This is a genomic window from Microbacterium sp. NPDC076895 (genome assembly GCF_040687115.1).
Classification (GTDB): Bacteria; Actinomycetota; Actinomycetes; order Actinomycetales; family Microbacteriaceae; genus Microbacterium.
On the sequence record NZ_JBFBMQ010000002.1, the window covers coordinates 307,901 to 330,634 of the forward strand.

A 22,734-nucleotide genomic window follows, 5' to 3' on the forward strand; every position below is an offset into this window, starting at 1 on the left:
GTATCGCTCGCGCCGGGGTTGGCGCGGGAACCCGCCCGAAGCGCGGCGCTTCGGGCGGGTTCCTGGCTGCGGCGTGATCACGAGTGCGGATCAGCCCTTCTCGATGACGGCATTGACGGCCTCCTCGGCGGCATCCAGCGCCTGAGCGACAGTAGCCTCGCCTGCGAGCGCCATCTCGATCTGTTGCGCGAACGCGAGCGAGATCTGCGGGTACAGCGGAGTGTTGGGGCGGGCGTGAGCGACTGCCATCTGCTCGACGAAGGGCCGCAGCCGTGGTTCGGTGGAGTCGACCCAGCCGAGGTAGTCCGAACCTGTTGCCACCGAGTTCAAGACGGGAAGCATGCCGGTCGTCTCGCTCCACGAGATCACCTGGTCGGGCTCGAGGAACCATGCCAGGAAGTCGGCGGCGGCGCTTGCCGTGGCATCCGAATTGTCAAAGACCATCGCCTGTTCGCCGCCGAGGTTGGTAGCCGGTTCGCCGTCGGTCGGATAGGGAACCTGCGCGGTGCCGAACTCGAACGGCGGGTCGGCGGCCCAGATGCCAACCATCCAGGAGCCTTCCTGAGCCGAGCCGCCCTGGCCCTTCTCGAACTCACCCCAGCTCGCGTAGGGGCTTACGCCTGACTGGATCAGGTCGACCCAGTACTGCAGCGCCTCCGCACCTTCGGGCGTGTTGAAGGCGGCAGCGCTGTTGTCGGCGGTGAGGAACTCCCCGCCGGCCTGCCAGAGATTGACCTGGAAATTCCAGGTCAATCCTTCGCCGCTGTCTCCCGCCTGAGTGTAGAGGTCGTAGCCCGGCTTGCCAGTCTTCTCCAGGATGGTCTTTCCCGCGGTCATGAGCTCGTCCCATGTCGTCGGCGGATCGTTCGGATCGAGCCCGGCCTCTTCGAACAGGGTCATGTTGTACATGTAGCCGAGGTTATTGGCCGAGACCGGCACAGAGACCTGCGCGCCGTCGATCGTGCCGAACGAAGTGAGCGCCGGGTTGATGTCGCTGAGCACGTCGGCCGGGAGCAGCGTTGACAGGTCGGCGAGCGAGCCGATCTGCGCGATCTGCGGCACCCAGACGAGGTCTCCGATCGCGATATCGGGAAGGGTCTTTGAGGTGGCCGATGCCCGCAGCTTCGTGAGGAAGTCAGCGTTGGGCACATTAGAGGTCGAGATCTTCACATCGGGGTGCTCGGCGTTGTACTCGTCGACCATGCTGTCGAAGGTGTCGGCGTTGGTGCCGTCCCAGTAGTGCCAGACGGTGACCTCGACCGGCGAGCTCTCGGAAGGGCTCGATCCGCTGCAGCCGGCCAGCACGAGCAGGCCGGCCGTTGCTGCGGCCACGATGAGAGGGGTGCGGTGGTGCATCATTGCTCCTTGGTGTCGGGTGACGCGGGCGCGTCGGTGGGGGAAGGAATACGTAGCTCAGGGGACGCGAACCATGCGGCTGCGTCGGGTGGAACCTCGCCGGCGACGGTCACTGGGGCGGTACAGACGACCGGATCCCCCGGACGCCAGGCAGGGGGCAGCGGGTAGGCGCTGCATGTCGTGTTCAGGACGCAGATGCCGCGCCCTCGTCGGAAGGCGAGGACTCCGGTGACACCCGGGTCGAGCCAGGTGAGCGTCGCATCAGATCCGAACAGGGAGCGGCGCCGATGGGTCAAGTCTCGGTACACCGAAAGAGACGAGTTGGGGTCAGCACGCTGGATGCTTCGCGCGAACTGGGCGAACCAGGTCGGCTGCGGCAGCCACGCGTCGGGTCCGTTACTGAAGCCTGCTGACGCGCCGTGGGGTTCCCACGGCAGCGGCACCCGGCAACCGTCCCGTCCGAGTTCTGCGCCGTCCGAACGGAGCCAGATGGGATCCTGGCGCGCGGAGTCCGGGAGGTCAAAGACCTCCGGAAGGCCGAGCTCCTCACCCTGATAGAGGTATGCTGCACCGGGAAGCGCTAGCATCAGCGCCGCCGCCGCCCGCGCGCGCCGCACACCTAGTTCGACATCCACGGAGCCCCGACGGCGAGCTGCCGCGATCATGTCGCTCGGGTCGGGCGCCTCGAGGATCTGCTCCTGCCCGTAGCGGGTCACGGTGCGGTGCACGTCGTGGTTGGCTAGCGCCCACGCCGGCGGCTGGGCCGCAGCATCCAGCCCGGTCTGCACCGCGGCCCGCAGACGCGACGCATCCCACGGCTGAACGAGAAGGTCGAAGCGAAAGGCCTGGTGCAACTCGTCGGGTCGCAGGTAGGCAGCCAGTCGTTCGGTCGAGGGAACCCAGATCTCCCCGACGAGATACCGCGCCGGCTCGTACTCCTCGGCGATCGCCCGCCACCGGCGGTAGATGTCGTGGACCTCGGGCTGATCCCACATTGCTGCGTTGTGTCCACCGGTGCCGTCGTCGGCGCCGGGCCAGTCGGGTAGTCCATCGGCCTTGACGTGGCCGTGGGCGACATCGATGCGGAACCCGTCGACTCCGCGATCGAACCAGAAGCGCAGAACGTCGGCGAACTCGTCGGCGACCTCCGGATTGCGCCAATCGAAGTCGGGCTGACCCGAGTCGAAGGAGTGCAGGTACCACTGACCTGGAGTCCCGTCGGGCTCGGTGATGCGGGTCCACGCGGATCCGCCGAAGACGCTCTGCCAGTTGCCAGGCGGCAGGGATCCATCGGCCCCCTGCCCGTCACGGAAGTGGAAGCGCGCCCGCTCGGGACCGCCGGGTTCACCAGCAAGCGCAGCCTGGAACCACGGGTGGTGGGTCGAGCAATGGTTGGCGACCATATCCATGACAACGCGGATGCCAAGCCGATGCGCCTCATCGAGGAATGCGTCGAACTCCTCGAGAGTCCCGTAAGACGGGTCGATCTGACGGTAGTCAGCGATGTCGTATCCATGATCGCGCTGGGGCGAGCGGTAGCAGGGGTTGAGCCAGACGGCATCGCATCCGAGTTCTGCTATCGCGTCCAGTCCAGCCAACAGACCGGCGAAGTCGCCGATTCCGTCACCGTTGCCGTCGCGGAAGGAGCGGACGTACGCCTGGTAGACGACCGCGTCACGCCACCACTCGGCCTCGGTCGTGGTCGTTTTGGCCGGAGTGAGCGGCTGGACCGAGGTTATCGACATGGAGTTCCTTTGCGACGATGCGAGGCTTGCACATTGTTTACTGGACCGATCTAACTTGAAGTCCAATGATGTGTCAACCCCTCGTGCAGCCCCAAGATCTAGCCCTCGTCCCCTATGCGCGATCCCTGCGGGGTGGAAACACCGAGCGAACGGCGGGTGGATGCAACATCCGTTCGCGCAGGTCTTCGTAGATCGGGCGTGTGCGCAGGAGCGCAGCGATGAGGATCGCGCAGACGGATGCCGCGAGCATCGGTGCCAGCACTGTCGCGACAGCCGTCATCTCGACCACGACCGCGATGCCGGTCAGCGGTGCCCGGATCGTGGCGGCGAACATCGAGGTCATGCCCACCAGGACGAACACGACGACCGTCGTATCGGCCACCTCCGGGAGGATCAGCTGGGCGAGAGATCCGCACAGCGCTCCCCATAGCGCCCCGATCGCCAGCAGCGGTGCGAACAGGCCGCCCGGGGTTCCCGCCGCGTACGAGAGCGGACCGGCGAGGAACCGTATGACGAGGGTTGCGGCAAGCACGAGCGGGATGAGCGAGTCACCGCGCAGCAACCCCTGCGAGATGGGGTCACCCCCACCGGCGCCCAGCGGATCGAGGAACAGCAGCAGTCCGACGACCCCGCCGATGATCGCCGCCTGAGCGATCGGCGGCACGCGGCGCGCGGCCCGTGCCGCGGTCAGGAACCCGAGGATGAGGCGGTTGTATCCCGCACCGAGGATGCCGGTGAGCAGACCGAACACAGCAAAGACGCCGACCTGCGCGAGGTCGGGCGGCGGCACCGGCGCTACTTGGAAGATCGGTGCATTGCCGACGACGATCCACGCGGTGGCGACGGCAACGGCAACACCGGTCAGAGTCGGGAGCACGATGCGGGCTTTCACCGACTGGGCGACCTCTTCGATGACGAAGAGGGATCCGCCAAGCGGCGCGTTGAAGGCAACGGCCAGGCCCGCGCCAGAGAGGGCGGAGTGAAGCGTGCGGGCATCCGCCGCGGATCTGCGGCTGCGGCGAGCGGCCTCGGCCCCGAGCACCGCGCCGATGTGGACCGTGGGGCCTTCGCGACCAAGCACCATCCCCGACCCGATCGCGAGCACGCCGCCGACGAACTTCGCCACGAGCACGCCAAGGGCGCTCGGCGGTTCCTCCCCGCGCTCGACAGCCTCGACGTACTGGATGCCGCTTCCTGCCGCTTGCGGTACCCACGTCACGAGGAGGGCAGCAAGCGTCGCACCCGTCGCGGTGACAGCGATCGCGACGAGCCATCCCCACGCGGGCTGGTCGTGTGCGAAGGCGAAGACCTCGATCCGCAGGTGCTCGGCCTGGTAGATGCACCAGCGAAAGGCACCGCCGATGAGTCCGACCGCGAGCCCCGCGATAGCAGCCAGCAGCATGAGGATCGCGATCTGCCGAGCAGCGCCGCGACCGGCATCCGGAGCCGTCGTCGACGACGTGTTCCCCGTCATCCCACCCCTGCCCGGGCGCCGGCGGCGCCTCTTCCGCACTGCCCATCGTGGCATCAGCGCGGTTCGTTTGCCGCAAAGTGCGGGCGACGGATGCCACGCGCGGCGTGTCGCGGCAAGCGAAGACATCACACCCCATGCGTCGCCGCGTTCGTTTGACGCAAACCGCGGGAGACGGATGCCGCGCGCGGCGTGTTGCGGCAAGCGAACGCCCGGGCTGCCCACGGTCCGCGCGGCGCGCGTCATCCGGCTGAGCGACAGCAAACCCTAGGCTCGGCTCGTGCCCTCTCGACCCGCAGCCGGCGCTCCGTCGACGCTGAACCGCGACATCCTGCGGCTCGCGGTACCCGCGCTCGGCGCCCTCATCGCGGAGCCGCTGTTCCTGATCGTCGATTCGGCTCTAGTCGGGCACCTGGGCACTGTGCCGCTGGCCGCCCTCGGGATCGCCTCGGCGATCCTGCAGACGATCGTCGGCCTCATGGTCTTCCTCGCGTACTCGACGACACCGGCAGTCGCCCGACGGTTCGGCGCTGGAGACGCGACGTCCGCGGTCTCGGTCGGCATCGACGGCCTCTGGCTTGCGCTTGGACTCGGTGCGATCCTGGCCCTCGCCGGATCCCTCGCGACACCACCCCTCGTCTCGCTCTTCGGCGCCACCGACGAGGTGGCCACCGACGCGATGACCTACCTTCACATCTCCATGTGGGGCCTTCCCGCGATGCTCATCGTGTTCGCCGCGACGGGGCTGCTGCGCGGGATGCAAGACACCGTCACCCCGCTATGGATCGCTGCCGCGGGCTTCGGGGCCAACGCCGCCCTCAACGCACTGTTCATCTACGGCCTCGGGTGGGGAATCGCGGGTTCAGCGGTCGGTACCGTGCTCGCTCAGTGGGGCATGGTCGTCGCCTACGTCGGTGTGATCGGCCGGCTGGCCCAGCGACATTCGGCCCAGGTCCGCCCGTCGGCCCGCGGGGTGCGTGGATCCGCCCGCACCGGTGGCTGGCTGTTCCTGCGCACCGTCTCACTACGGATCGCCCTGCTGACCACCGTTGCCGTCGCCACGGGACTCGGCACCGAGGAGCTCGCGGGCTGGCAGGTCGCGTACACGATCTTCTCTGCGGCGGCCTTCGCCCTCGATGCGCTCGCGATCGCAGCCCAGGCACTCATCGGCAAGTCTCTCGGTGAGCAGGACCACGCCCGCGTGCGCAAGGTGCTGCAGCGCACGAGCGCGTGGGGACTGTGGTTCGGCATTCTGGTCGGCGCGGGAGTTGCCGTGGCGTCCGGGGTCATCGGGATCCTCTTCACCGGCGACCCCGAACTCGCCGCCATCGTGCAACCTGCCCTGCTCGTGCTCGCCGTGGCGCAGCCGCTGTGCGGCATCGTGTTCGTGTGGGACGGCGTGCTCATCGGCGCCGGCGACGCGCGCTATCTCGCGATCGCGGGCGCCCTGAATCTCGTGCCGTTCCTCCCCGCCCTCGCCCTTGTCGCGATCTTCCACCCAGGCGGAGCCGCGGGCCTGGCGTGGCTTGCGGTCGCCTTTTTCGGCGTGTACATGCTCGCGCGGGCAGCGACGCTCGGCTGGCGTTTGCGGGGTCAGGTCTGGCTCGGCTCTACCCTCAACGTATGAGCCTGGAGAGTTCCTCAGCCCCCTCACTGCAGGTGCGACGCAAACCGCAGCGACAGAACACTGACGCCGATGTGCTTCGAGGCATCCTCGCGGAGGGGATCGTCGCCCACGTCGGCTTCGTGCGCGACGGCGCACCGATCGTGCTGCCCTACCTCTACGGGGTCGGCGATCTGGGCGAAGGGCCCGTGCTGCTGCTGCACGGGTCGACCGGCGGTGGACTGTTCCTGGATGCCGCGGGCCAGGGCGTTCCGGTGTCGGTGACTGTCACGCACGTCGACGGGCTCGTCTTCGCGGCATCCACCTTCGAAAGCTCGGCGAACTACCGGAGCGCGGTCGTGTTCGGACGTGCACGGGTCGTGCCCGACGACCTTCGAGAGCGGGCGCTCTGGCAGGTCTCGGACCACCTCATGCCGGGCCGGCGCGCCGAGGTGCGGGAGATGACGCGCAAAGAAGTCCGCGCGACGCACGTTCTGCAGGTTCCGCTCGATCAGGCGAGCGTCAAGGTCCGCTTCGACGGTGTGGGCGACGCCGCAGACGACGGCGAAGACCACACCATGTGGGCGGGGGTCGTTCCGCTCGCGGTCATCCCCGGCACGCCGATCGGGTCGCCGGTGACACAGGCAGCGGGCGCGACGGATGCCGCATCCGTCGCCGCCTTCACCCAGCGGCTGCACGATCTCGCGGCCGAGCGGGAGGCTCGACTGCGCGAGATCATGCAGCCCTGAGACTGACTACACGCCGTCGCGCACGCTGCGCGCAAACTCTGCGACGTTCGCCCGGAGCGCCTCGATGCGCCGATCGCGTGCGGCCTCGCGGTCGAACCCGAGGTATGCCGACGGCGGGAGCTTTCGCACATGCGCCGAGCACTCGAAGTTCTCGCACACGAGGATGCCGACGGTGTCGCCGCGCCGGCCCGCATCTCCCGCGCGCTTGGCGGCGAACATGACGACATCGTTGGGGAGCTGGATGTCGTTGCACCACGAGCATTGCGGACGACTCAGTGGGCGCGCGTCAGTCTGCCGCAGCAGGATGCCGACGGGCTCATCGTTCAGTTCGATCACGACTGATGCGAGCTTCGGAAGCTTCGGATCGCGGATGCCGAGGTAGTCAAGCGCCCCCCAGTCGCGAGAGTCGAGATCGGTGGGAAGAGTCAGGTTCGTGCGCTCGCTGCGCGAGGCGTTGAGAAACGATGCCCGGATCTGGGCGTCGGTGAGGGGACGCATGTGCGTGCCTTTCAGGGGTGAGCGCGCGGCGATCGTATCGAGGAGCGGAATCGCGCAACGCGTCGAGGGAACAGGGACGTCGACTGCGGTGCAGTCGGAGCGGGCGAGGAGCCCGTCGGGGAAGGCGCGGCCTCAGGCCGTTGTGTCCGCCGACGCAGAGCGCGTCGACAACCTCCATCCGCCCGCAGGCGTCATCTGTCCGTTCACGCCCGGCAGTCTACGCCGCCCCGGGCACGGTCGGCTGAAGCATCGGTCACGCCCAGCGACGGCACCACTCGTACATCACGACCGCGGCGGCCGCAGCGGCGTTGATCGAGCGCGTGGACCCGTACTGCGCAATCTCGACGCTGACGGATGCCGCTGCCAGCGCCTCTGCCGAGAGCCCGGGCCCTTCCTGACCGAACAGCAGGACGCACGTCTGGGGGAGGTCCGCCTCGGGCAGCGGCCGCGAGCCCTCAACGTTGTCGATCGCGATCACGGGAAGGTTCGCCGCGTCGGCCCAGGCAGCGAAGGCCGCGACATCCTCATGGTGACGGACGTGCTGGTAGCGGTCGGTGACCATTGCGCCGCGCTTGTTCCAGCGGCGGCGCCCGATGATGTGCACTTCCGCCGCGAGGAAGGCGTTGGCGCTGCGGACGATGGACCCGATGTTGAGGTCGTGCTGCCAGTTCTCGATGGCCACGTGAAACGGATGCCGCCGCTCGTCGAGGTCGGCGACGATCGCGTCCATCCGCCAGTACCGGTAGCGGTCGACGACGTTTCGCCGGTCGCCTCCGGCGAGGAGGTCGGGGTCTAGACGCGGATCGTCCGGCCACTCCGCTTCTCCGCCCGGCCAGGGCCCGACGCCGTGGGAGAGTTCTGGCTCATTCCCCGTGTCGGTCTCGTCCTGCACGTCGAGCAATCTATCCGACCGCGGTGCGACTCCGGGGCCGGAGCCGGATGGCTGTGCCCGCCTCGTGCCCTGCATCCGTCTTTTCGGTGACCCGAAAAATTAGTAGGATTTCGGTATGCCGAAGACGTCGCCAGCGCTCACATCCCCGGTCTCGGCACCGGCGCGCGGCCCCCGGCTGGTGTGGCTCCTCGGCCCGGCTATGGTTGCCGGAGTCGCCTACCTCGACCCCGGCAACGTGGCCAGCAACATGACAGCCGGCGCTCGCTACGGGTACCTGCTGGTGTGGGTCGTCGTGGTCGCCAACGTCATGGCCTGGCTCATCCAGTACCTCTCGGCAAAGCTCGGTGTGGTCACCGGGGAGAGCCTGCCTCAGGCGCTCGGGGGGCGCATCCGCAGCGCGTGGGGGCGGCGCCTGTACTGGCTGCAGGCAGAGCTTGTCGCAATGGCAACCGACATCGCCGAGGTCATCGGCGGTGCCGTGGCCCTGAACCTGCTGTTCGGCATCCCCCTGCTGTGGGGCGGGGTGATCACGGGCATCGTCTCGCTGGGGCTCCTGATCGTGCAGTCACGACGGGGCGCCCGGCCTTTCGAGGTCATCGTCATAGGACTCGTGGTCCTCATCGCCGTGGGGTTCACGGCAGGGGTGTTCGTCGCACCACCCGACCCCGCCGGAATCGTCGCCGGTCTCGTGCCTCGATTCGAGGGCGCCGATTCGGTCCTGCTCGCGGCATCCATCCTCGGGGCAACCGTCATGCCGCACGCGATCTACGCACACTCGGCCCTCAGCCGCGACCGGTTTGCGCCGATCGCCACGGCGCAGCCCTTCACGTTCGGCTCAGCGGCAGCCGGCCTCGAATCAGGACGCGGCGTCTCGACGAGGCGGCTGCTGACCGCCACTCGCTGGGACGTCACGATCGCCATGGTCATCGCGGGGACCGTGAACCTGTGCATCCTGCTGCTGGCCGCGGCGAACCTTGCGGGCGTTCCCGGCACCGACTCGCTCGAGGGCGCGTACGCTGCGCTCCGCGACGGGCTCGGGCCGATCATCGCGACGCTCTTCGCCGTCGGACTGCTCGCGAGCGGACTCGCCTCGACAGCCGTCGGGGCGTACGCCGGCGCCGAGATCATGAGCGGGCTGCTCCGCATCCGGGTCCCGCTCGTCATCCGACGCCTGGTCACCCTCGTGCCCGCTCTGCTGATCCTCGGATTCGGCGTCGACCCGACCTTCGCGCTCGTCCTCAGCCAGGTCGTGCTCTCGTTCGGCATCCCCTTCGCGCTGGTTCCCCTCGTCTGGATCACCGCACGGCGCAGCGTTCTCGGCCCGTTCCGCAACCGACTCGCCACCACGATCCTGGGCGTGGTGTCGGCAGCGCTGTTGATCACCCTCAACCTGGTGCTGCTGTGGCTGGTCTTCACCGGCACGTAATCGAGCTCGTCGGCGCGACGGGTAGGGTTTCGACATGTCCTCCGCGGCCGTCGACGACTACCTGAAGACGATCTACCACCACACGGAGTGGCAGACCGAGCGGATCACGCCGTCGCAGCTCGCGTCCGAGCTCGGACTCGCACCCTCGAGCGTGACCGAGATGGTTCGCAAGCTGGCCGCGCAAGGGCTCGTGACCCACCGCCCGTACGGACCGATCTCGCTCACCGCGGCCGGCGAGCACCGCGCGGCCGCCATCATCCGTCGCCACCGCCTCATCGAGACCTGGCTGGTGCGCGAGTTCGGGTACACGTGGGCTGACGTGCACGAAGAGGCCGAGATTCTCGAACACGCCATCAGCGATCGCCTCCTCGACGGCATCGACGAGCGCCTCGGGAGACCCCGTTTCGATCCGCACGGCGACGCCATCCCGGATGCCGAAGGCACCGTGACTCGTGAGCCGTTCGTGCTTCTCGCCGACGCTCCGCTCGGACACTGTGGGCGGGTGCTTCGGGTCTCGGATCGCGTCCCGGGCCTGCTCGAGGCCTTGGATGCGGCATCCGTCGACGTGGGAAGCGTCGTGTGCGTCCGCGGACCCGCCGTCCTCGAGGTGGACGGCCAGGACGTGACCCTGCCGTTGACGGCGCCCGAGGCTATCTGGCTCAGCGCCTGAGCCCTGTTCGTCAGCGGGCGACGGATGCCGCCGCGAACGGCCACCGGGTTCGGGTCGCTGCTTCACAGGCGTCCCAGATGCGCGCGAGGCGTTCGGGGTCGCGCACGATCTTCGGCAGCCGCGCTCGCCGAGGATCGCCCTTGACGAGATAGCGCGGCCCCCAGAACTGCCCACCGGCGATCGACGGGTCGGCCAGTGCCCGCACGAGAGGCCACGCGCCGTGCTCCTTGGACTGCGTGAACGGCGTCTGCAGATTATCGACGAACCGTGTGATCTTGCTGGGTTGGTTCACGCCGTGCAGACCGATGGTGCGCCCGCTCGTCGAGTAGCCCGGGTGAACGACAACACTGTCGACCGGAACGCCGTGCTCACGCAGGCGGCGGTCGGCCTCCAACCCGAGGGCCGTTGTCACAACCTTCGACTGCACGTACGCCCGCCAACCCGAGTAGTTCTCGGTCAGCTGCAGATCGACCGGGTCATAGGGCGTGAGCGAGATCGACATGCTGCCCAGCCACACCATGCGGCCGCCCGACCGCGCGAGCGGCACAAGCAATTCGCCTGCGAGCGCGAAGTGCCCGAGGGCGTTCGTGGCGAGCACGACCTCAGCCCCGTCGGAGGTCGTTTCGCGGCGTCGGGGCGGATGCACGACTCCGGCGTTCAGCAACACCCCATCCAGCGGTCCGCGCGTGCGCAGGGATGCCGCTGCGGATCGGATCGATCCAGGCTTGGCGGTGTCAATGATGAGGGATTCGATGTCGGCCCCCGGTACACGCCCGGCAAGCGTCGCCCGGGCGGCCGAGAGGCGCTTGGGATTGCGGCCCGACATGATGACGTGCGCTCCGGCCCTGGCCAGTTGCTCACTCGCGAAGTAGCCGAGGCCGGCGTTGGAGCCCGTCACGAGGTAGGACTGCCCGGAAAGGTCGGGCAGCGACTCGGGATCCCACCGCCTGCGCGTCACGTGATCGACACTAGACCTCCCCGCGCGGGATACGCTGTGGCCATGCGGACCCGAGCAGACGTGGAATGCTGGCTCACCGATATGGACGGCGTGCTCGTCCACGAGAACATCCCTGTTCCCGGCGCGGCGGAGGTGATCGAGGGCTGGCGCGAGCAGGGAGTGCCCTTCCTCGTCCTGACGAACAACTCGATCTTCACGCCGCGGGATCTGAGCGCCCGGCTGCGCGCATCCGGTCTCGTCGTGCCCGAAGAGGCGATCTGGACCTCGGCACTGGCGACTGCCGACTTTCTGCGCGGTCAGGCTCCCGGTGGCTCGGCGTTTGTCATCGGCGAAGCGGGTCTGACGACCGCGCTACACGAGGCCGGATTCATCATGACCGAGACCGACCCCGACTATGTCGTCGTCGGCGAGACCCGCAACTACTCGTTCGAGGCGATCACGAAGGCCATCCGGGCGATCGCCAACGGCGCGAGGTTCATCGCGACCAATCCCGACGCCACCGGGCCGTCAGCTGACGGCATCCTGCCCGCCACCGGCGCCATCACGGCCTTGATCACGAAAGCCACGGGCAAAGAGCCGTACGTCGTGGGGAAGCCCAATCCGATGATGTTCCGCTCGGCACTGAACCGCATCGGCGCGCACTCGGAATCGACAGGGATGATCGGCGACCGGATGGACACCGACGTCGTCGCGGGCATCGAGGCGGGTCTTCACACTGTGCTGGTGCTCACCGGCATCAGTGACCCTGCCGAGATCGAACGCTTCCCGTTCCGTCCCGACGAGATCCTGGACTCGATCGCCGAGCTCCTGCCCGCGGAGCCCGAAGAGTCGGAGATGCCCGAGGTGCTCTGATGGGAGCCCTCGACGACGGCGAGCGCGTTGAAGCGACGGATGCCGCGACCTGGCGCGTCTGGCTCGAGGCCAATCACGCAACCTCGAAAGGCGCATGGCTGGTGCGCGCACGGCCGGGATCGGGGCTGACCTTCGTCGAGTACGAGGACTCGATCCTCCAGGCCCTGTGCTTCGGTTGGATCGACGGGCCCGTGCGCGTGTTCGACGAGAAACGCAGCGGGCTGTGGTTTGCGCCCCGGCGGCCGGCCAGCGGGTGGGCGGCGACGAACAAGGCCCGGATCGCACTCTTGGAAGAACAGGGGCTCCTGGCAGAGGCCGGCATCCGTGCGGTTGAGGTCGCCAAGGCCAACGGAACCTGGACCGTACTGGACGAGGCAGAGGCCGGTATCGATCCGGATGATCTGGCCTCGGCCCTGGATGCGAACCCCGCGGCGCGCGCGAACTGGGATGCCTTCCCGATCTCGGCCCGCAAGTACGGCCTGCAGCAGATCGCTCTGGCCAAGCGCCCCGAGACCCGCGCGGCGCGCATCGCGAAGATCGTCGCCGGCGCGGCGGAGGGGAAGCGCCCGTGAACGAGGTCGAACAGTCACTGCTGCTGTGGACGTCGCTGATCATCATCAGCGGTGCCCTCGTCGTCGCGGTATGGCAGTGGTGGCGCAGTCGCGGTGACCGCGACGAGGACTGAGGCTACTGCGGGGCGAGGCCGAGGTCGTCGAGGTCGATCGCCGCGAGCCAGGTGAGCCCGGCATCCTCGATCGCCTGCTGCGCGCCGGTCTTGCGGTCGACGATCACCGCGACGGCGATCGGCTCGGCGCCCTCGCGCCGCAGCGCCTCGACAGCCTTGAGCGCTGACTGCCCCGTCGTCGAGGTGTCTTCGAGCACGACGACGCGCTTACCCACGACATCCGCTCCCTCAACCTGACGGCCCCGGCCGTGGTCCTTGGGTTCCTTGCGCACGACGAACGCGTCGAGCGGGTGGTCGGTGTCGACTGACGCGTGCATCACGGCGTTCGCGATCGGGTCGGCACCGAGCGTGAGTCCTCCGACCGCGACAACGGTGTCGGCATCCGTTCCCAGCCCGGTGCGGACGAGGTCGAGCATGATCCGGCCGATCGCGGGAGCCGCCCGGTGGTCGAGCGTGAGCTTGCGCATGTCGACGTAGTACGAGGCCTTCTTGCCGCTGGACAGGGTGAAGTCGCCATGGAAAACAGCCTCGGCGCCGATGAGGGCGATGAGCGCCTGGCGGTCGGCTTCGAGTTCGGGCGTGGAGGAAGCGGTCACAGCCCGAGTCTAGGAAAGAACGAGCAATGTTTCCGTGACATCCATGAGCAGGGTGTGGCGGGGGGCTTCTAGATTGGTGTAGCTCGGGCCGCGCCTCATCGCCGAGGACGATGGTCCCGAAGCCGCGTCGAGCTCGCCGATAGAGTCAGGCCCGTTCGCGGAACCCGCACGCAAGGAACAAGGGAGTGCGCACATGGCCCGCATCGGCATCGTCGCGGAGAGAAGTGGCGAGACTCGCGTCGCCCTCACCCCGCCCACGGTCGTTCGGTTGATCACGCTCGGATACGAGGTGGTCGTGGAGGCAGGAGCCGGTGCGGCATCCTCGTTCCCCGATGCGGCGTACACGGATGCCGGGGCCGAGGTGAGCGACCGTGCCGGCGCGTGGGGCGCAGACATCGTCGTGACGGTCACTTCGCCAACCCCGGACGATGTGGCGTTGCTTCGAGATGGCGCAACCCTGATCGGCATGCTCGCGCCGGCGTTCCGACCCGAGGTTCGGGAGTCCCTCACGACCCGCGGGATCACCGCACTTTCGTTGGATGCCGTTCCGCGCATATCTCGTGCGCAGTCGATGGATGTCCTGAGTTCGATGGCGAACATCTCGGGGTACCGCGCCGTCGTCGAGGCAGCACACGAGTTCGGCCGCTTCTTCACCGGTCAGGTGACAGCGGCCGGAAAGGTGCCACCGGCAAAGGTGCTGGTCGCTGGGGCCGGGGTCGCGGGACTCGCCGCGATCGGCACGGCGGCGAGCCTCGGCGCGATCGTTCGCGCTACCGACCCGCGGCCCGAGGTCGCCGACCAGGTGAAGTCGGTCGGTGGGGAGTACCTCCCCGTCGAAGTCGACGAGGTCATGGAGTCTTCCGACGGGTACGCCAAGGCGACGAGCGAGGCCTACGATCGGCGCGCGGCCGAGATCTACACCGAGCAGGCCTCGGATGTCGACATCATCATCACGACAGCGCTCATACCGGGTCGCGCAGCGCCTCGACTGATCACGGCATCCGATGTCGCGCAGATGAAGCCAGGGAGCGTCATCGTCGACATGGCGGCGGCGCAGGGCGGAAACGTCGAGGGGTCCGTGGCGGGCGAGCGTGTCGTGACCGAGAACGGCGTCACGATCCTCGGCTACACGGATCTCGCGGGGAGGCTCCCCGCGCAGGCCTCGCAGCTGTACTCCACGAACGTGTACAACCTGATTGCGCTGCTGACTCCCGGCAAAGATGGCCAGCTCACGATCGACTTCGATGACATCGTGCAGCGTGGGGTAACGATCGTGCGCGATGGCGAATCGACCTGGCCTCCACCGCCCGTGCAGGTCTCGGCCGCGCCGGCGCCGGCCGCGGCCGCGACTGCCGTGAAACCCGAACCCAAGAAGGCGCCAGCATGGCGCACCCCGGCGCTTCTCGGCGCTGCGGCGGTACTGCTGTTCGTCGTGACCGCGGTCGCGCCGGCTCCGATCCCGCAGCACTTCACGGTGCTGGTCCTGTCGATCATCATCGGCTTCTTCGTGATCGGGAAGGTGCATCACGCCCTCCACACGCCGCTCATGAGCGTCACGAATGCCATCTCGGGCATCATCGTCGTCGGCGCGATGCTCCAGCTGGCATCCGGGGAGCTCATCGTTCAGATTCTCGCCGCCGTCGCGGTGCTTCTCGCCAGCATCAACATCTTCGGAGGCTTCGCGGTGACCCGCCGAATGCTCGCCATGTTTTCCAAGGGCACCGACTCGAAAGGTGAGACCCGATGAGCGCCGCATCGATCCTTCTCCACAGCGGTGCGTCAGTGTCCGCCGCGAGCGCGTCAGTTGCGGCATCCGTCGCGGGGGCCGCCTACCTCGTTGCTGCGCTGCTGTTCATCCTGAGCCTGCACGGGCTCAGCAAGCACGAGACAGCCCGCCGTGGCGTGCTCTTCGGCATCGCGGGAATGGTCATCGCGATCGCCGCGACGATCTGGCTCACGGTCGAGCAGCTGTGGGGGCAGCCGCAGGCCACGATCGGGCTCACGTTGCTGTTGGTCGCGGTGCTGATCGGCGGATCGATCGGGCTGTGGCGCGCACGCGTTGTCGAAATGACCGGGATGCCCGAGCTCATCGCGCTTCTGCACAGCTTCGTCGGCCTCGCGGCGGTCATCGTGGGGTGGAACGGCGCGCTCGACCCTGGCGAGATCGACGGGGCTCTGCTCGGCATCCATCATGCGGAGGTCTTCATCGGCGTGTTCATCGGTGCCGTGACCTTCACGGGGTCGATCGTCGCGTTCCTGAAGCTGTCGGCTCGCATCTCGTCGAAGCCGCTCATGCTGCCGGGCAAGAACGCCCTCAACCTCGGCGCCCTGGTCGCTTTCGTCGGCCTGACGGTTTGGTACGTCATCACGCCCGACCTGTGGTTGCTGATCGTCGTGACGGTCCTCGCGCTGCTGCTCGGCTGGCACCTCGTCGCCTCGATCGGCGGCGGCGACATGCCCGTAGTCGTCTCAATGCTCAACAGCTACTCCGGTTGGGCCGCCGCGGCGGCAGGCTTCATCCTCAGCAACGACCTGCTCATTGTGACGGGCGCGCTCGTCGGCTCCTCCGGCGCCTACCTGTCGTACATCATGTGCCGCGCCATGAACCGTTCGTTCATCTCCGTTATCGCCGGCGGGTTCGGGATCGAGGCACCGAAGTCGACGGATGCCGAGACCGGCGAACACCGCGAGATCGACGTCACCGGCGCTGCCGAGCTCCTCGCCGAGGCGGACCGCGTCATCATCACCCCGGGCTACGGCATGGCTGTCGCCCAGGCGCAATACCCCGTAGCCGAGCTCACGGCGAAGCTGCGCGAACGCGGCGTGGACGTGAGGTTCGGCATCCATCCCGTCGCGGGACGCCTTCCCGGGCACATGAACGTGCTGCTGGCCGAGGCCAAGGTGCCGTACGACATCGTGTTCGAGATGGACGAGATCAACGACGACTTCGGTGAGACATCCGTCGTGCTCGTCATCGGCGCGAACGACACCGTCAACCCCGCCGCCGCCGAGGACCCGGGCAGCCCGATCGCCGGGATGCCGGTGCTACGGGTGTGGGAGGCCGACAACGTCATCGTCTTCAAGCGGTCGATGGCCTCGGGCTACGCGGGCGTGCAGAATCCACTGTTCTTCCGCGAGAACGCCCAGATGCTCTTCGGCGACGCGAAGGAGAAGGTCGAGCAGATCCTGCGGGAGCTGTAGGCGCAGCATCCGTTTCTGCGGCGTCAGCGGGGACTGCGGGCGAGGAACGGGCGGGGCCAGGCGCCGAGTGCGAGCACTGCGAGTGTGGTCTGAATGAGGCCGGTTGCGAAGTAAATGCCGTGGAGCGGCGACCACACGAGCATGATGGCGATCTCGACGAAGATCCAGATCATCATGATGAGCCCCGCCGCCGCGTGCATGCCAGCGGCCAGTCGATACCTGCCGTACTGCGCCGCAAGCGCGAGCGCCTGCGACCCACCGACGACGACCCCGAGGATGACGCCAGGCCACACGTACGACGTGAAGACCGAACCCTCGATCCACTCCGTCGGGATGGGCATGAAACCGAGGGTGAGACCCGCCATGCCCAGCAGCGCGGATGCGAGGTTGAACCAGGCGACAACCTGAAGCGATATCGACACCCCACCGCGAGCCGACCATGGACCGCACGCTACGCCTCGATCTGGGTCCAGGCAGCGGAGGGGGCCGGATCAATTCCCTGCCTCCCGTGCCGGCGCCGTCGCTAACTCCGCACACTCGGCTGGCGCACAGCATCCTCACGCCGACACGACCCGGCGTCGGGCCCGGAACTCAGGAGTTAGCCACACCCCGCCCCGGAGCCCGCGTCGCGAAGCGGGCGAGGTCGGCGGGCGACTCTAGGCTGAGATCATGCGCCTTGCCACCTGGAACGTGAACTCCGTCCGCGCCCGGGTCGACCGGATCGTCGACTTCGCGGTGCGTGAAGACATCGACGTGCTGGCGATGCAAGAGATCAAGTGCAAGGTCGAGCAGTTCCCGTTCGAGCAGTTCGAGCAGGCGGGCTTCCACGTCGAGGCCCACGGGTTCTCGCAGTGGAACGGTGTCGCAATCGCCAGCCGCTCCCGCCCGACCGAGGTCGAGACCGCCTTCGCCGGGATGCCCGGCTTCGCCAAGGGGCACGAGGGTCCGGATGCTCCGCAAGAAGCCCGCGCAATCGGGGCGACCATCGACGGCGTGCGTGTCTGGAGCCTCTACGTCCCCAACGGCCGCGCCCTCGAAGACCCCCACTACGTCTACAAGCTCCACTGGCTCGAGGCGCTCCGCCAGTACACCGCCAGCACCCTGGCTGCGACCCCCGACCTGCCGCTGGCCCTGGTCGGCGACTTCAACATCGCCCCGACGGATGCCGACAACGGCGACCCCGCGATCGTTGAAGGATTCTCGACCCATGTCTCGGCCCCCGAGCGCGAGGCCTTCACCGCTCTCGAGCAGGCGGGGCTCGCCGACGTCGTCAGACCCTTGGTTCCGACGGGATTCACCTACTGGGACTACAAGCAGCTGCGGTTCCCCCGGAACGAGGGTCTGCGGATCGACTTCATCCTCGGCTCACGCGCACTCGCGGACGCCGTGACGGATGCCGCCATCCATCGCAACGAGCGCAAGGGTGAGGCGCCGAGCGATCACGTCCCCGTGGTCGTGGATCTCGACCGGGCACGGCTGTCGCCGGGGGAAGACGACCAGGACGATGACCGTCCGATGATCTTCGGCTGACGCGGCCCCACCGAGGTGCCCGGCGCCTAGGGCGTGTCTGATAAATAGTTCGGGGTCGGGCTGAGAGTCTGGGATGGTGTCGCGATTCCAGTTGCTGTCGGATGCCCAGTGGTCGTTGATCGAGATGGAGCACAACGATGAGCACACGTATCAAGCCCCTCCGGGCGGGCCAGAGCCCCGACGCCCGTGTCAATGAGATCCTCGCCGGAGTCGAGGCCGGCGGGTGGTGGGCCGACCCTGCCATGTTCGGCACGATCGCCCATCGCCCCGAGCTGCTCAAGGCCATCGTGCCGACGTTCGAGGCGTTCTTCGCCAACGGCCTGGTCGAGCCGCACATCTACGAGCTGATGCGCCTGAAGACCGGCCAGATCAACGACTGCGCCTACTGCATGGCCGTGCGCACGCAGGGCGTCAAAGAGACGGTGCAGACCAAGGAGCACGCGATGCTCGAGCACCAGCCCGAGCCGTCGGACGTCCTCACCGAGCGCGAGGCGGTCGCCATCCAGTTCGCCGAGCGCATCGCCTTGGACCCGCACACCGTCGACGCGAAGTTCTGGACCAAGCTGACCGGCGTCTTCAGCGACGAGGAGATCGTCGAGCTCGTCTTCGCGTCGGGCATCTTCAACTGGGGCAACAAGTTCAACATCACGATGCAGATGGACGCCGAGCCCGACACCGAGTACCTCACGCCCGGCATGTCCTACCGTGAGGTGGCGCTCGCGTGACAGGCGTCGCCGAACTCACCAGCTCGCAGCAGGTGCACGAGGCGATCGCCGGCTCGCCGCACGTGCTCGTCGAGATGTGGGGGACGCACTGCGCTCCCTGCCGATCGCTGCGACCGATTCTCGAACGGATGGCCGGCGAGCACGACGACTGGTCGTTCAACGCGATCAACGTCGAGGCGATCGACGGCATCGCCGACGAGTTCGGCGTGCGCGGCACCCCGACGATCCTGCTCTACCAGGATGGCGTCGAGAAGACGCGGACGAACGGCTTCGTCATGCCGAACGACCTGATCGAGCGGATGTCGGAGGCCGCTGCCCGCTGACGGTTCCCGGGTCGGCGCGGTTGCTCCGCGTCGACCCGAGGTCTGCCTCGGCATCCGAGACAAGACGGTCGGTCGGCTATCCTATGCCCATGCCTCGACCGTCCAACCCGGATGTCCGCCGCCGTCTTCTGCGCGCGGGCCTTGAACTCATGCACCGTGACGGGTTCGCGGGCGCGGGCGTCAAGGACATCACCGACGCCGCGGGCGTGCCGAAAGGCTCGTTCTACTCGTACTTCCCCAGCAAGGAGGCGCTGTCGGCCGAGGTGCTGACGTTCTACTGGGATCCGATCGAGCGAGACCTGCTGCCTCTGCTGGCAGAATCGGACGTCGAGCCGACGGCGCGCATCGCGAACTTCTTCCGCGCCCTTGCCGATGAGCATGAGTCGCACGACTTCGTACTCGGCTGCATGATCGGCCGTATGGCGCTCGAAGTGGGCGGGTCGAGCGATCCTGCGCGCGCCGAACTGCTGAGAATCCTTGATCGGTGGGACGCGGCGATCGCTTCGTGCGTGGCGGCAGGGCAGGCGGGCGGATCGATCGCAACGAAGAGATCTGCGGTCGAGCTCGCCGCGGTGATCGTCGAGGCCTGGGAGGGCGCCGCGCTGAGAGGCAAGGTCAGTCGCAGCCGCGACCCCTATGTCCGGTTCGAGGTTTCGACTCTTCCCGCACTGCTCGGCATCCCCACCACCTGAGCGGGCGCGTTTCGGGCGTGTAAAAGGTCGCCTCGCCGTATGGATATATAGACGACCGGTCGGCTATGTTCGCAATCACGCTCACCGAGCGGGATCCACTCCGCACCGAAGGGACCACCATGACCACCGTCGACATCTACGCCGAGCCGGCGACGCCTGCTCTCCCGCACTCCGGATTCGAGCTCGACCTCAGCCGCGCAGCGCTCGTGCTCACCGACCCGCAGATCGACTTCCTCAGCCCCGCGGGGGTGTCATGGCCGGTGTTCGGCGAGAGCATCACCGAGAACGACACCGTTGCGCACATCTCGCAGCTGCTCGATGCGGCGAAGGCCGCGGGGATCGTGGTCGCCGTCTCGCCGCACTACTTCTACCCGACAGACAAGACGTGGACGTTCGGCGACCCGCTCGAGCAGTTCATGCAGGCGGTCGGCATGTTCGGCCGCACCGGCGCGCTGACCACCGAGGGATTCGCAGGCTCTGGAGCCGACTTCCTGCCGGTGTACCACGATCATCTCCACGATGGTCGGACCGTCATCGTATCCCCGCACAAGATCGTCGGCCCTGAGTCGAACGATCTCGTCCTCCAACTCCGCAAGCGCGGTGTCTCACAGGTGCTGCTCGCGGGGATGGCGGCGAACCTCTGCCTCGAGGGACACATGCGCGAACTGGTCGAGCAGGGTTTCGAGGTGGTCGTCGTCAAGGACGCGACAGCCGGCCCACGCCTACCCGAGGGTGACGGCTATCTCGCGGCACTCGTCAACTTCCGCTTCCTCGCCAACGGGATCTGGACGACCGAGCAGACCGTCCGCGCACTGGCCGTCAGCTGATGGACCGTCACGACATCACCGAGCGGATCGTGCAGACCCGGCTGCGCACGGGCATCGCGTGGTCCGTCGTCGCCGACCGCTTCGGGCTGAGCAAGGAGTGGACGACGGCGGCGTGCCTCGGTCAGATGGCGATGAGCGCCGAGCAGGCGGCGATCGCGGTCGAGCTGTTCGACCTGCCCCCGGATGCCGCCGGCATCCTGCAGTCCGTGCCGTACAAGGGCTCGCTGCCGACCGAGGTGCCCACGGATCCTCTGATCTACCGCTTCTACGAATTGATCAGCGTCTACGGGACGACGTTCAAGGAGTTGATCCACGAGGAGTTCGGCGACGGGATCATGAGCGCCATCGACTTCAGGATGAACCTCTCGCGCGAACCCGACCCTGCGGGTGACCGGGTGAAGATCGAGATGAGTGGAAAGTACCTGCCGTACAAGCAGTACTGAACGACCGTGGCCGCCGCCCTGCCGGACGGCGGCCACGGTCGGCGCCGATGGTCAGCGGGACGGAAGGTGCGGGCGCATCAGCGTGCGGTCCCAGCGCACCACGCAGCCCGAATCGACTCGCAGCCGATCGGCGGCGATGAACTCGGGATCCACGCCGAAGTTCGCCCGATAGCGTTCGTACGCCGTGAGGCTGTCGAAGCTGAACAGGGCCAGGGCGCGATCGCTGGCGCCCTCGGACGGCATGAAGTAGCCGTGGTGAGTGCCGCCCTCGCGCTCGACCAGCCGCATCCACTCGTCGGCGTACGCCTCGAAAGCCTCCATCTTCGCTGGGTCGATCGTGTAGTCGATGACGAAGGTCGTGGCCATGAGGCTCAGCGTAGGGGTTCGCTCGACACCGGGGGCGTCTCCCTTGCCTAGGCTGGTCCGGTGACCAACGCCAACACCCCCATCCGCGTCGCCGTCATCGGCACGAGCGTCATCAGCGCGTCCTTCGCCGAAGCCGTCGCGGCGGCCACCGGCATCCGGATCGAAGCCGTCTACTCGCGTGATGCCGACCGGGCGGCAGAAGCGGCCACAGAATTCGGGGCCGACTGGTCGAGCGACTCGCTCGACGAGGTGCTCGGTTCCCCGCTGATCGACGCCGTGTACATCGCGAGCCCGAACAGCGTGCACGCCGAGCAGGTCGCGGCGGCGATCACCGCCGGCAAGCACGTGCTCGTCGAGAAGCCCGCTGTGCTGACCGCGCAGGAGTGGCGCGACCTCGTCGCGCAGGCTCAGGATGCGGGCGTCGTGCTGCTCGAGGCGATGCGCACCGAGTACGACCCGGGCACGGCGCTCGTGCGCTCGCTGCTGCCGCAGCTCGGCACGCTGCGCCTGGCATCGCTGCGGTATGCGAAGCGGTCGTCGCGCTACGACCTCGTGCTCGCGGGCGAGCGCGTCAACATGTTCGACCCCGCGCTCGGCGGCGGCGCGCTCGCCGACCTCGGCGTCTACTGCCTGCACGCCATGGTGGGTTACTTCGGGATGCTGGATCGCCTTTCGACGGCGGTGGTTCCCGTCCCCTCCGGCGTCGAGGGTGCGGGAACGATCACGGCCTCGTACCCGGGGTTGATCGTCGACCTGAGCTACTCGAAGATCAGCACGACGCAGCTCGCGAGCGAGATCCAGGGTGAGGATGCCACGCTCGTCATCGACGAGATCGCCGCCCCGCGGGTGGTGGAGCTCACCCACCGCGATGGCACCGTGACGCGTCACGAGGTGCCCGGCGACCCGCATCCGCTCGCCGGCGAGATCGACCGGTTCGTCGCCCTGATCGCAGCAGGCGAAGACCCGAGCGCCGAACAGCTGTTGACCGCGCAGACGCTCGAGCTGATCGAGCGGGCACGCGCAACGACGACCTAGGGCGTGTCTGATAAATAGTTCGGGGTCGGGCTGAGAGTCTGGGATGGTGTCGCGATTCCAGTTGCTGTCGGATGCCCAGTGGTCGTTGATC

At 67.8% G+C, this 22,734-nt stretch carries 24 protein-coding genes; 15 read left to right on the top strand and 9 right to left on the bottom strand.

Going from position 1 to position 22,734, the window contains the following annotated elements; all coding sequences use genetic code 11:
• Positions 1–90: 90 nt before the first annotated feature.
• The 3 genes from AB0O89_RS03175 to AB0O89_RS03185 form a co-directional block, all read right to left on the bottom strand.
• Positions 91–1,356 (bottom strand): ABC transporter substrate-binding protein, encoded by a 1,266-nt coding sequence (locus AB0O89_RS03175; RefSeq protein WP_363494072.1) that lies wholly within the window; start codon positions 1,354–1,356, stop codon positions 91–93.
• Positions 1,356–3,101, bottom strand: a complete 1,746-nt coding sequence (locus AB0O89_RS03180; protein WP_363494074.1) for a glycoside hydrolase family 13 protein — start codon at positions 3,099–3,101, stop codon at positions 1,356–1,358. Before AB0O89_RS03180 ends, AB0O89_RS03175 begins: the two co-directional genes overlap by 1 nt.
• Before the next feature lie 112 nt (positions 3,102–3,213).
• On the bottom strand, positions 3,214–4,575 hold the full coding sequence (locus AB0O89_RS03185) for a ClC family H(+)/Cl(-) exchange transporter (RefSeq protein WP_363494076.1): 1,362 nt from the start codon (positions 4,573–4,575) through the stop codon (positions 3,214–3,216).
• 277 nt (positions 4,576–4,852) lie between these two features.
• Here AB0O89_RS03185 and AB0O89_RS03190 point away from each other — a divergent pair, with 277 nt between their 5' ends.
• Complete coding sequence (locus AB0O89_RS03190; protein WP_363494078.1) at positions 4,853–6,199, top strand: MATE family efflux transporter; 1,347 nt, start codon at positions 4,853–4,855, stop codon at positions 6,197–6,199.
• Positions 6,196–6,924, top strand: a complete 729-nt coding sequence (locus AB0O89_RS03195; protein ID WP_363494080.1) for a pyridoxamine 5'-phosphate oxidase family protein — start codon at positions 6,196–6,198, stop codon at positions 6,922–6,924. The genes AB0O89_RS03190 and AB0O89_RS03195 overlap by 4 nt, the downstream gene beginning before the upstream one ends.
• Before the next feature lie 6 nt (positions 6,925–6,930).
• On the opposite strand, the gene AB0O89_RS03200 is transcribed toward AB0O89_RS03195, so the two are convergent.
• Positions 6,931–7,422: an FBP domain-containing protein gene (locus AB0O89_RS03200; protein ID WP_363494082.1), complete on the bottom strand. Its 492-nt coding sequence runs from the start codon at positions 7,420–7,422 to the stop codon at positions 6,931–6,933.
• Positions 7,423–7,675: 253 nt separating this feature from the next.
• Positions 7,676–8,314, bottom strand: coding sequence for a TrmH family RNA methyltransferase (locus tag AB0O89_RS03205; RefSeq protein WP_363494084.1), 639 nt, complete (start codon positions 8,312–8,314; stop codon positions 7,676–7,678).
• 115 nt (positions 8,315–8,429) lie between these two features.
• Between AB0O89_RS03205 and AB0O89_RS03210 the strand changes: the two genes are divergently transcribed.
• On the top strand, positions 8,430–9,740 hold the full coding sequence (locus AB0O89_RS03210) for an Nramp family divalent metal transporter (RefSeq protein WP_363494086.1): 1,311 nt from the start codon (positions 8,430–8,432) through the stop codon (positions 9,738–9,740).
• Positions 9,741–9,774: 34 nt separating this feature from the next.
• The gene (locus AB0O89_RS03215; protein ID WP_363494088.1) at positions 9,775–10,410 is read left to right on the top strand and encodes a metal-dependent transcriptional regulator; all 636 of its coding nucleotides are present in this window, start codon (positions 9,775–9,777) and stop codon (positions 10,408–10,410) included.
• 10 nt (positions 10,411–10,420) lie between these two features.
• On the opposite strand, the gene AB0O89_RS03220 is transcribed toward AB0O89_RS03215, so the two are convergent.
• A complete protein-coding gene (locus tag AB0O89_RS03220) occupies positions 10,421–11,368 on the bottom strand; it encodes an SDR family NAD(P)-dependent oxidoreductase (protein WP_363494090.1) in 948 nt (315 codons plus the stop codon).
• 42 nt (positions 11,369–11,410) lie between these two features.
• Here AB0O89_RS03220 and AB0O89_RS03225 point away from each other — a divergent pair, with 42 nt between their 5' ends.
• Positions 11,411–12,220, top strand: a complete 810-nt coding sequence (locus tag AB0O89_RS03225) for an HAD-IIA family hydrolase (RefSeq protein WP_363494092.1) — start codon at positions 11,411–11,413, stop codon at positions 12,218–12,220.
• Positions 12,220–12,792, top strand: coding sequence for a YdeI/OmpD-associated family protein (locus tag AB0O89_RS03230; RefSeq protein WP_363494094.1), 573 nt, complete (start codon positions 12,220–12,222; stop codon positions 12,790–12,792). Before AB0O89_RS03225 ends, AB0O89_RS03230 begins: the two co-directional genes overlap by 1 nt.
• 115 nt (positions 12,793–12,907) lie before the next feature.
• Here AB0O89_RS03230 and pyrE read toward each other — a convergent pair whose 3' ends face one another.
• Positions 12,908–13,501: an orotate phosphoribosyltransferase gene (pyrE, locus tag AB0O89_RS03235; RefSeq protein WP_363494096.1), complete on the bottom strand. Its 594-nt coding sequence runs from the start codon at positions 13,499–13,501 to the stop codon at positions 12,908–12,910.
• 193 nt (positions 13,502–13,694) lie between these two features.
• Here pyrE and AB0O89_RS03240 point away from each other — a divergent pair, with 193 nt between their 5' ends.
• Positions 13,695–15,248, top strand: a complete 1,554-nt coding sequence (locus tag AB0O89_RS03240; protein WP_363494098.1) for a Re/Si-specific NAD(P)(+) transhydrogenase subunit alpha — start codon at positions 13,695–13,697, stop codon at positions 15,246–15,248.
• A complete protein-coding gene (gene pntB / locus AB0O89_RS03245; protein ID WP_363494100.1) occupies positions 15,245–16,702 on the top strand; it encodes a Re/Si-specific NAD(P)(+) transhydrogenase subunit beta in 1,458 nt (485 codons plus the stop codon). Before AB0O89_RS03240 ends, pntB begins: the two co-directional genes overlap by 4 nt.
• A 23-nt stretch (positions 16,703–16,725) precedes the next feature.
• Here pntB and AB0O89_RS03250 read toward each other — a convergent pair whose 3' ends face one another.
• Positions 16,726–17,124, bottom strand: a complete 399-nt coding sequence (locus tag AB0O89_RS03250; RefSeq protein ID WP_300590431.1) for a hypothetical protein — start codon at positions 17,122–17,124, stop codon at positions 16,726–16,728.
• A 247-nt stretch (positions 17,125–17,371) separates the two neighbouring features.
• Here AB0O89_RS03250 and AB0O89_RS03255 point away from each other — a divergent pair, with 247 nt between their 5' ends.
• The 6 genes from AB0O89_RS03255 (at position 17,372) to cynS (ending at position 21,242) form a co-directional block, all read left to right on the top strand.
• On the top strand, positions 17,372–18,232 hold the full coding sequence (locus AB0O89_RS03255; RefSeq protein ID WP_363494103.1) for an exodeoxyribonuclease III: 861 nt from the start codon (positions 17,372–17,374) through the stop codon (positions 18,230–18,232).
• A 137-nt stretch (positions 18,233–18,369) separates the two neighbouring features.
• Complete coding sequence (locus AB0O89_RS03260) at positions 18,370–18,957, top strand: hypothetical protein (protein ID WP_363494106.1); 588 nt, start codon at positions 18,370–18,372, stop codon at positions 18,955–18,957.
• The gene (locus tag AB0O89_RS03265) at positions 18,954–19,280 is read left to right on the top strand and encodes a thioredoxin family protein (RefSeq protein WP_363494109.1); all 327 of its coding nucleotides are present in this window, start codon (positions 18,954–18,956) and stop codon (positions 19,278–19,280) included. The genes AB0O89_RS03260 and AB0O89_RS03265 overlap by 4 nt, the downstream gene beginning before the upstream one ends.
• Before the next feature lie 89 nt (positions 19,281–19,369).
• Positions 19,370–19,972: a TetR family transcriptional regulator C-terminal domain-containing protein gene (locus AB0O89_RS03270; protein WP_363494111.1), complete on the top strand. Its 603-nt coding sequence runs from the start codon at positions 19,370–19,372 to the stop codon at positions 19,970–19,972.
• 119 nt (positions 19,973–20,091) lie between these two features.
• Positions 20,092–20,799 (top strand): cysteine hydrolase, encoded by a 708-nt coding sequence (locus AB0O89_RS03275; RefSeq protein WP_363494113.1) that lies wholly within the window; start codon positions 20,092–20,094, stop codon positions 20,797–20,799.
• Complete coding sequence (gene cynS, locus AB0O89_RS03280) at positions 20,799–21,242, top strand: cyanase (RefSeq protein WP_363494115.1); 444 nt, start codon at positions 20,799–20,801, stop codon at positions 21,240–21,242. The genes AB0O89_RS03275 and cynS overlap by 1 nt, the downstream gene beginning before the upstream one ends.
• Positions 21,243–21,293: 51 nt before the next feature.
• Here cynS and AB0O89_RS03285 read toward each other — a convergent pair whose 3' ends face one another.
• On the bottom strand, positions 21,294–21,608 hold the full coding sequence (locus AB0O89_RS03285; protein WP_363494117.1) for an NIPSNAP family protein: 315 nt from the start codon (positions 21,606–21,608) through the stop codon (positions 21,294–21,296).
• Positions 21,609–21,668: 60 nt separating this feature from the next.
• On the opposite strand from AB0O89_RS03285, the gene AB0O89_RS03290 reads away from it, so the two are divergent.
• Entirely contained in the window at positions 21,669–22,643 is a 975-nt protein-coding gene (locus AB0O89_RS03290) for a Gfo/Idh/MocA family oxidoreductase (protein WP_363494119.1), read from the top strand.
• Positions 22,644–22,734 lie beyond the last annotated feature (91 nt).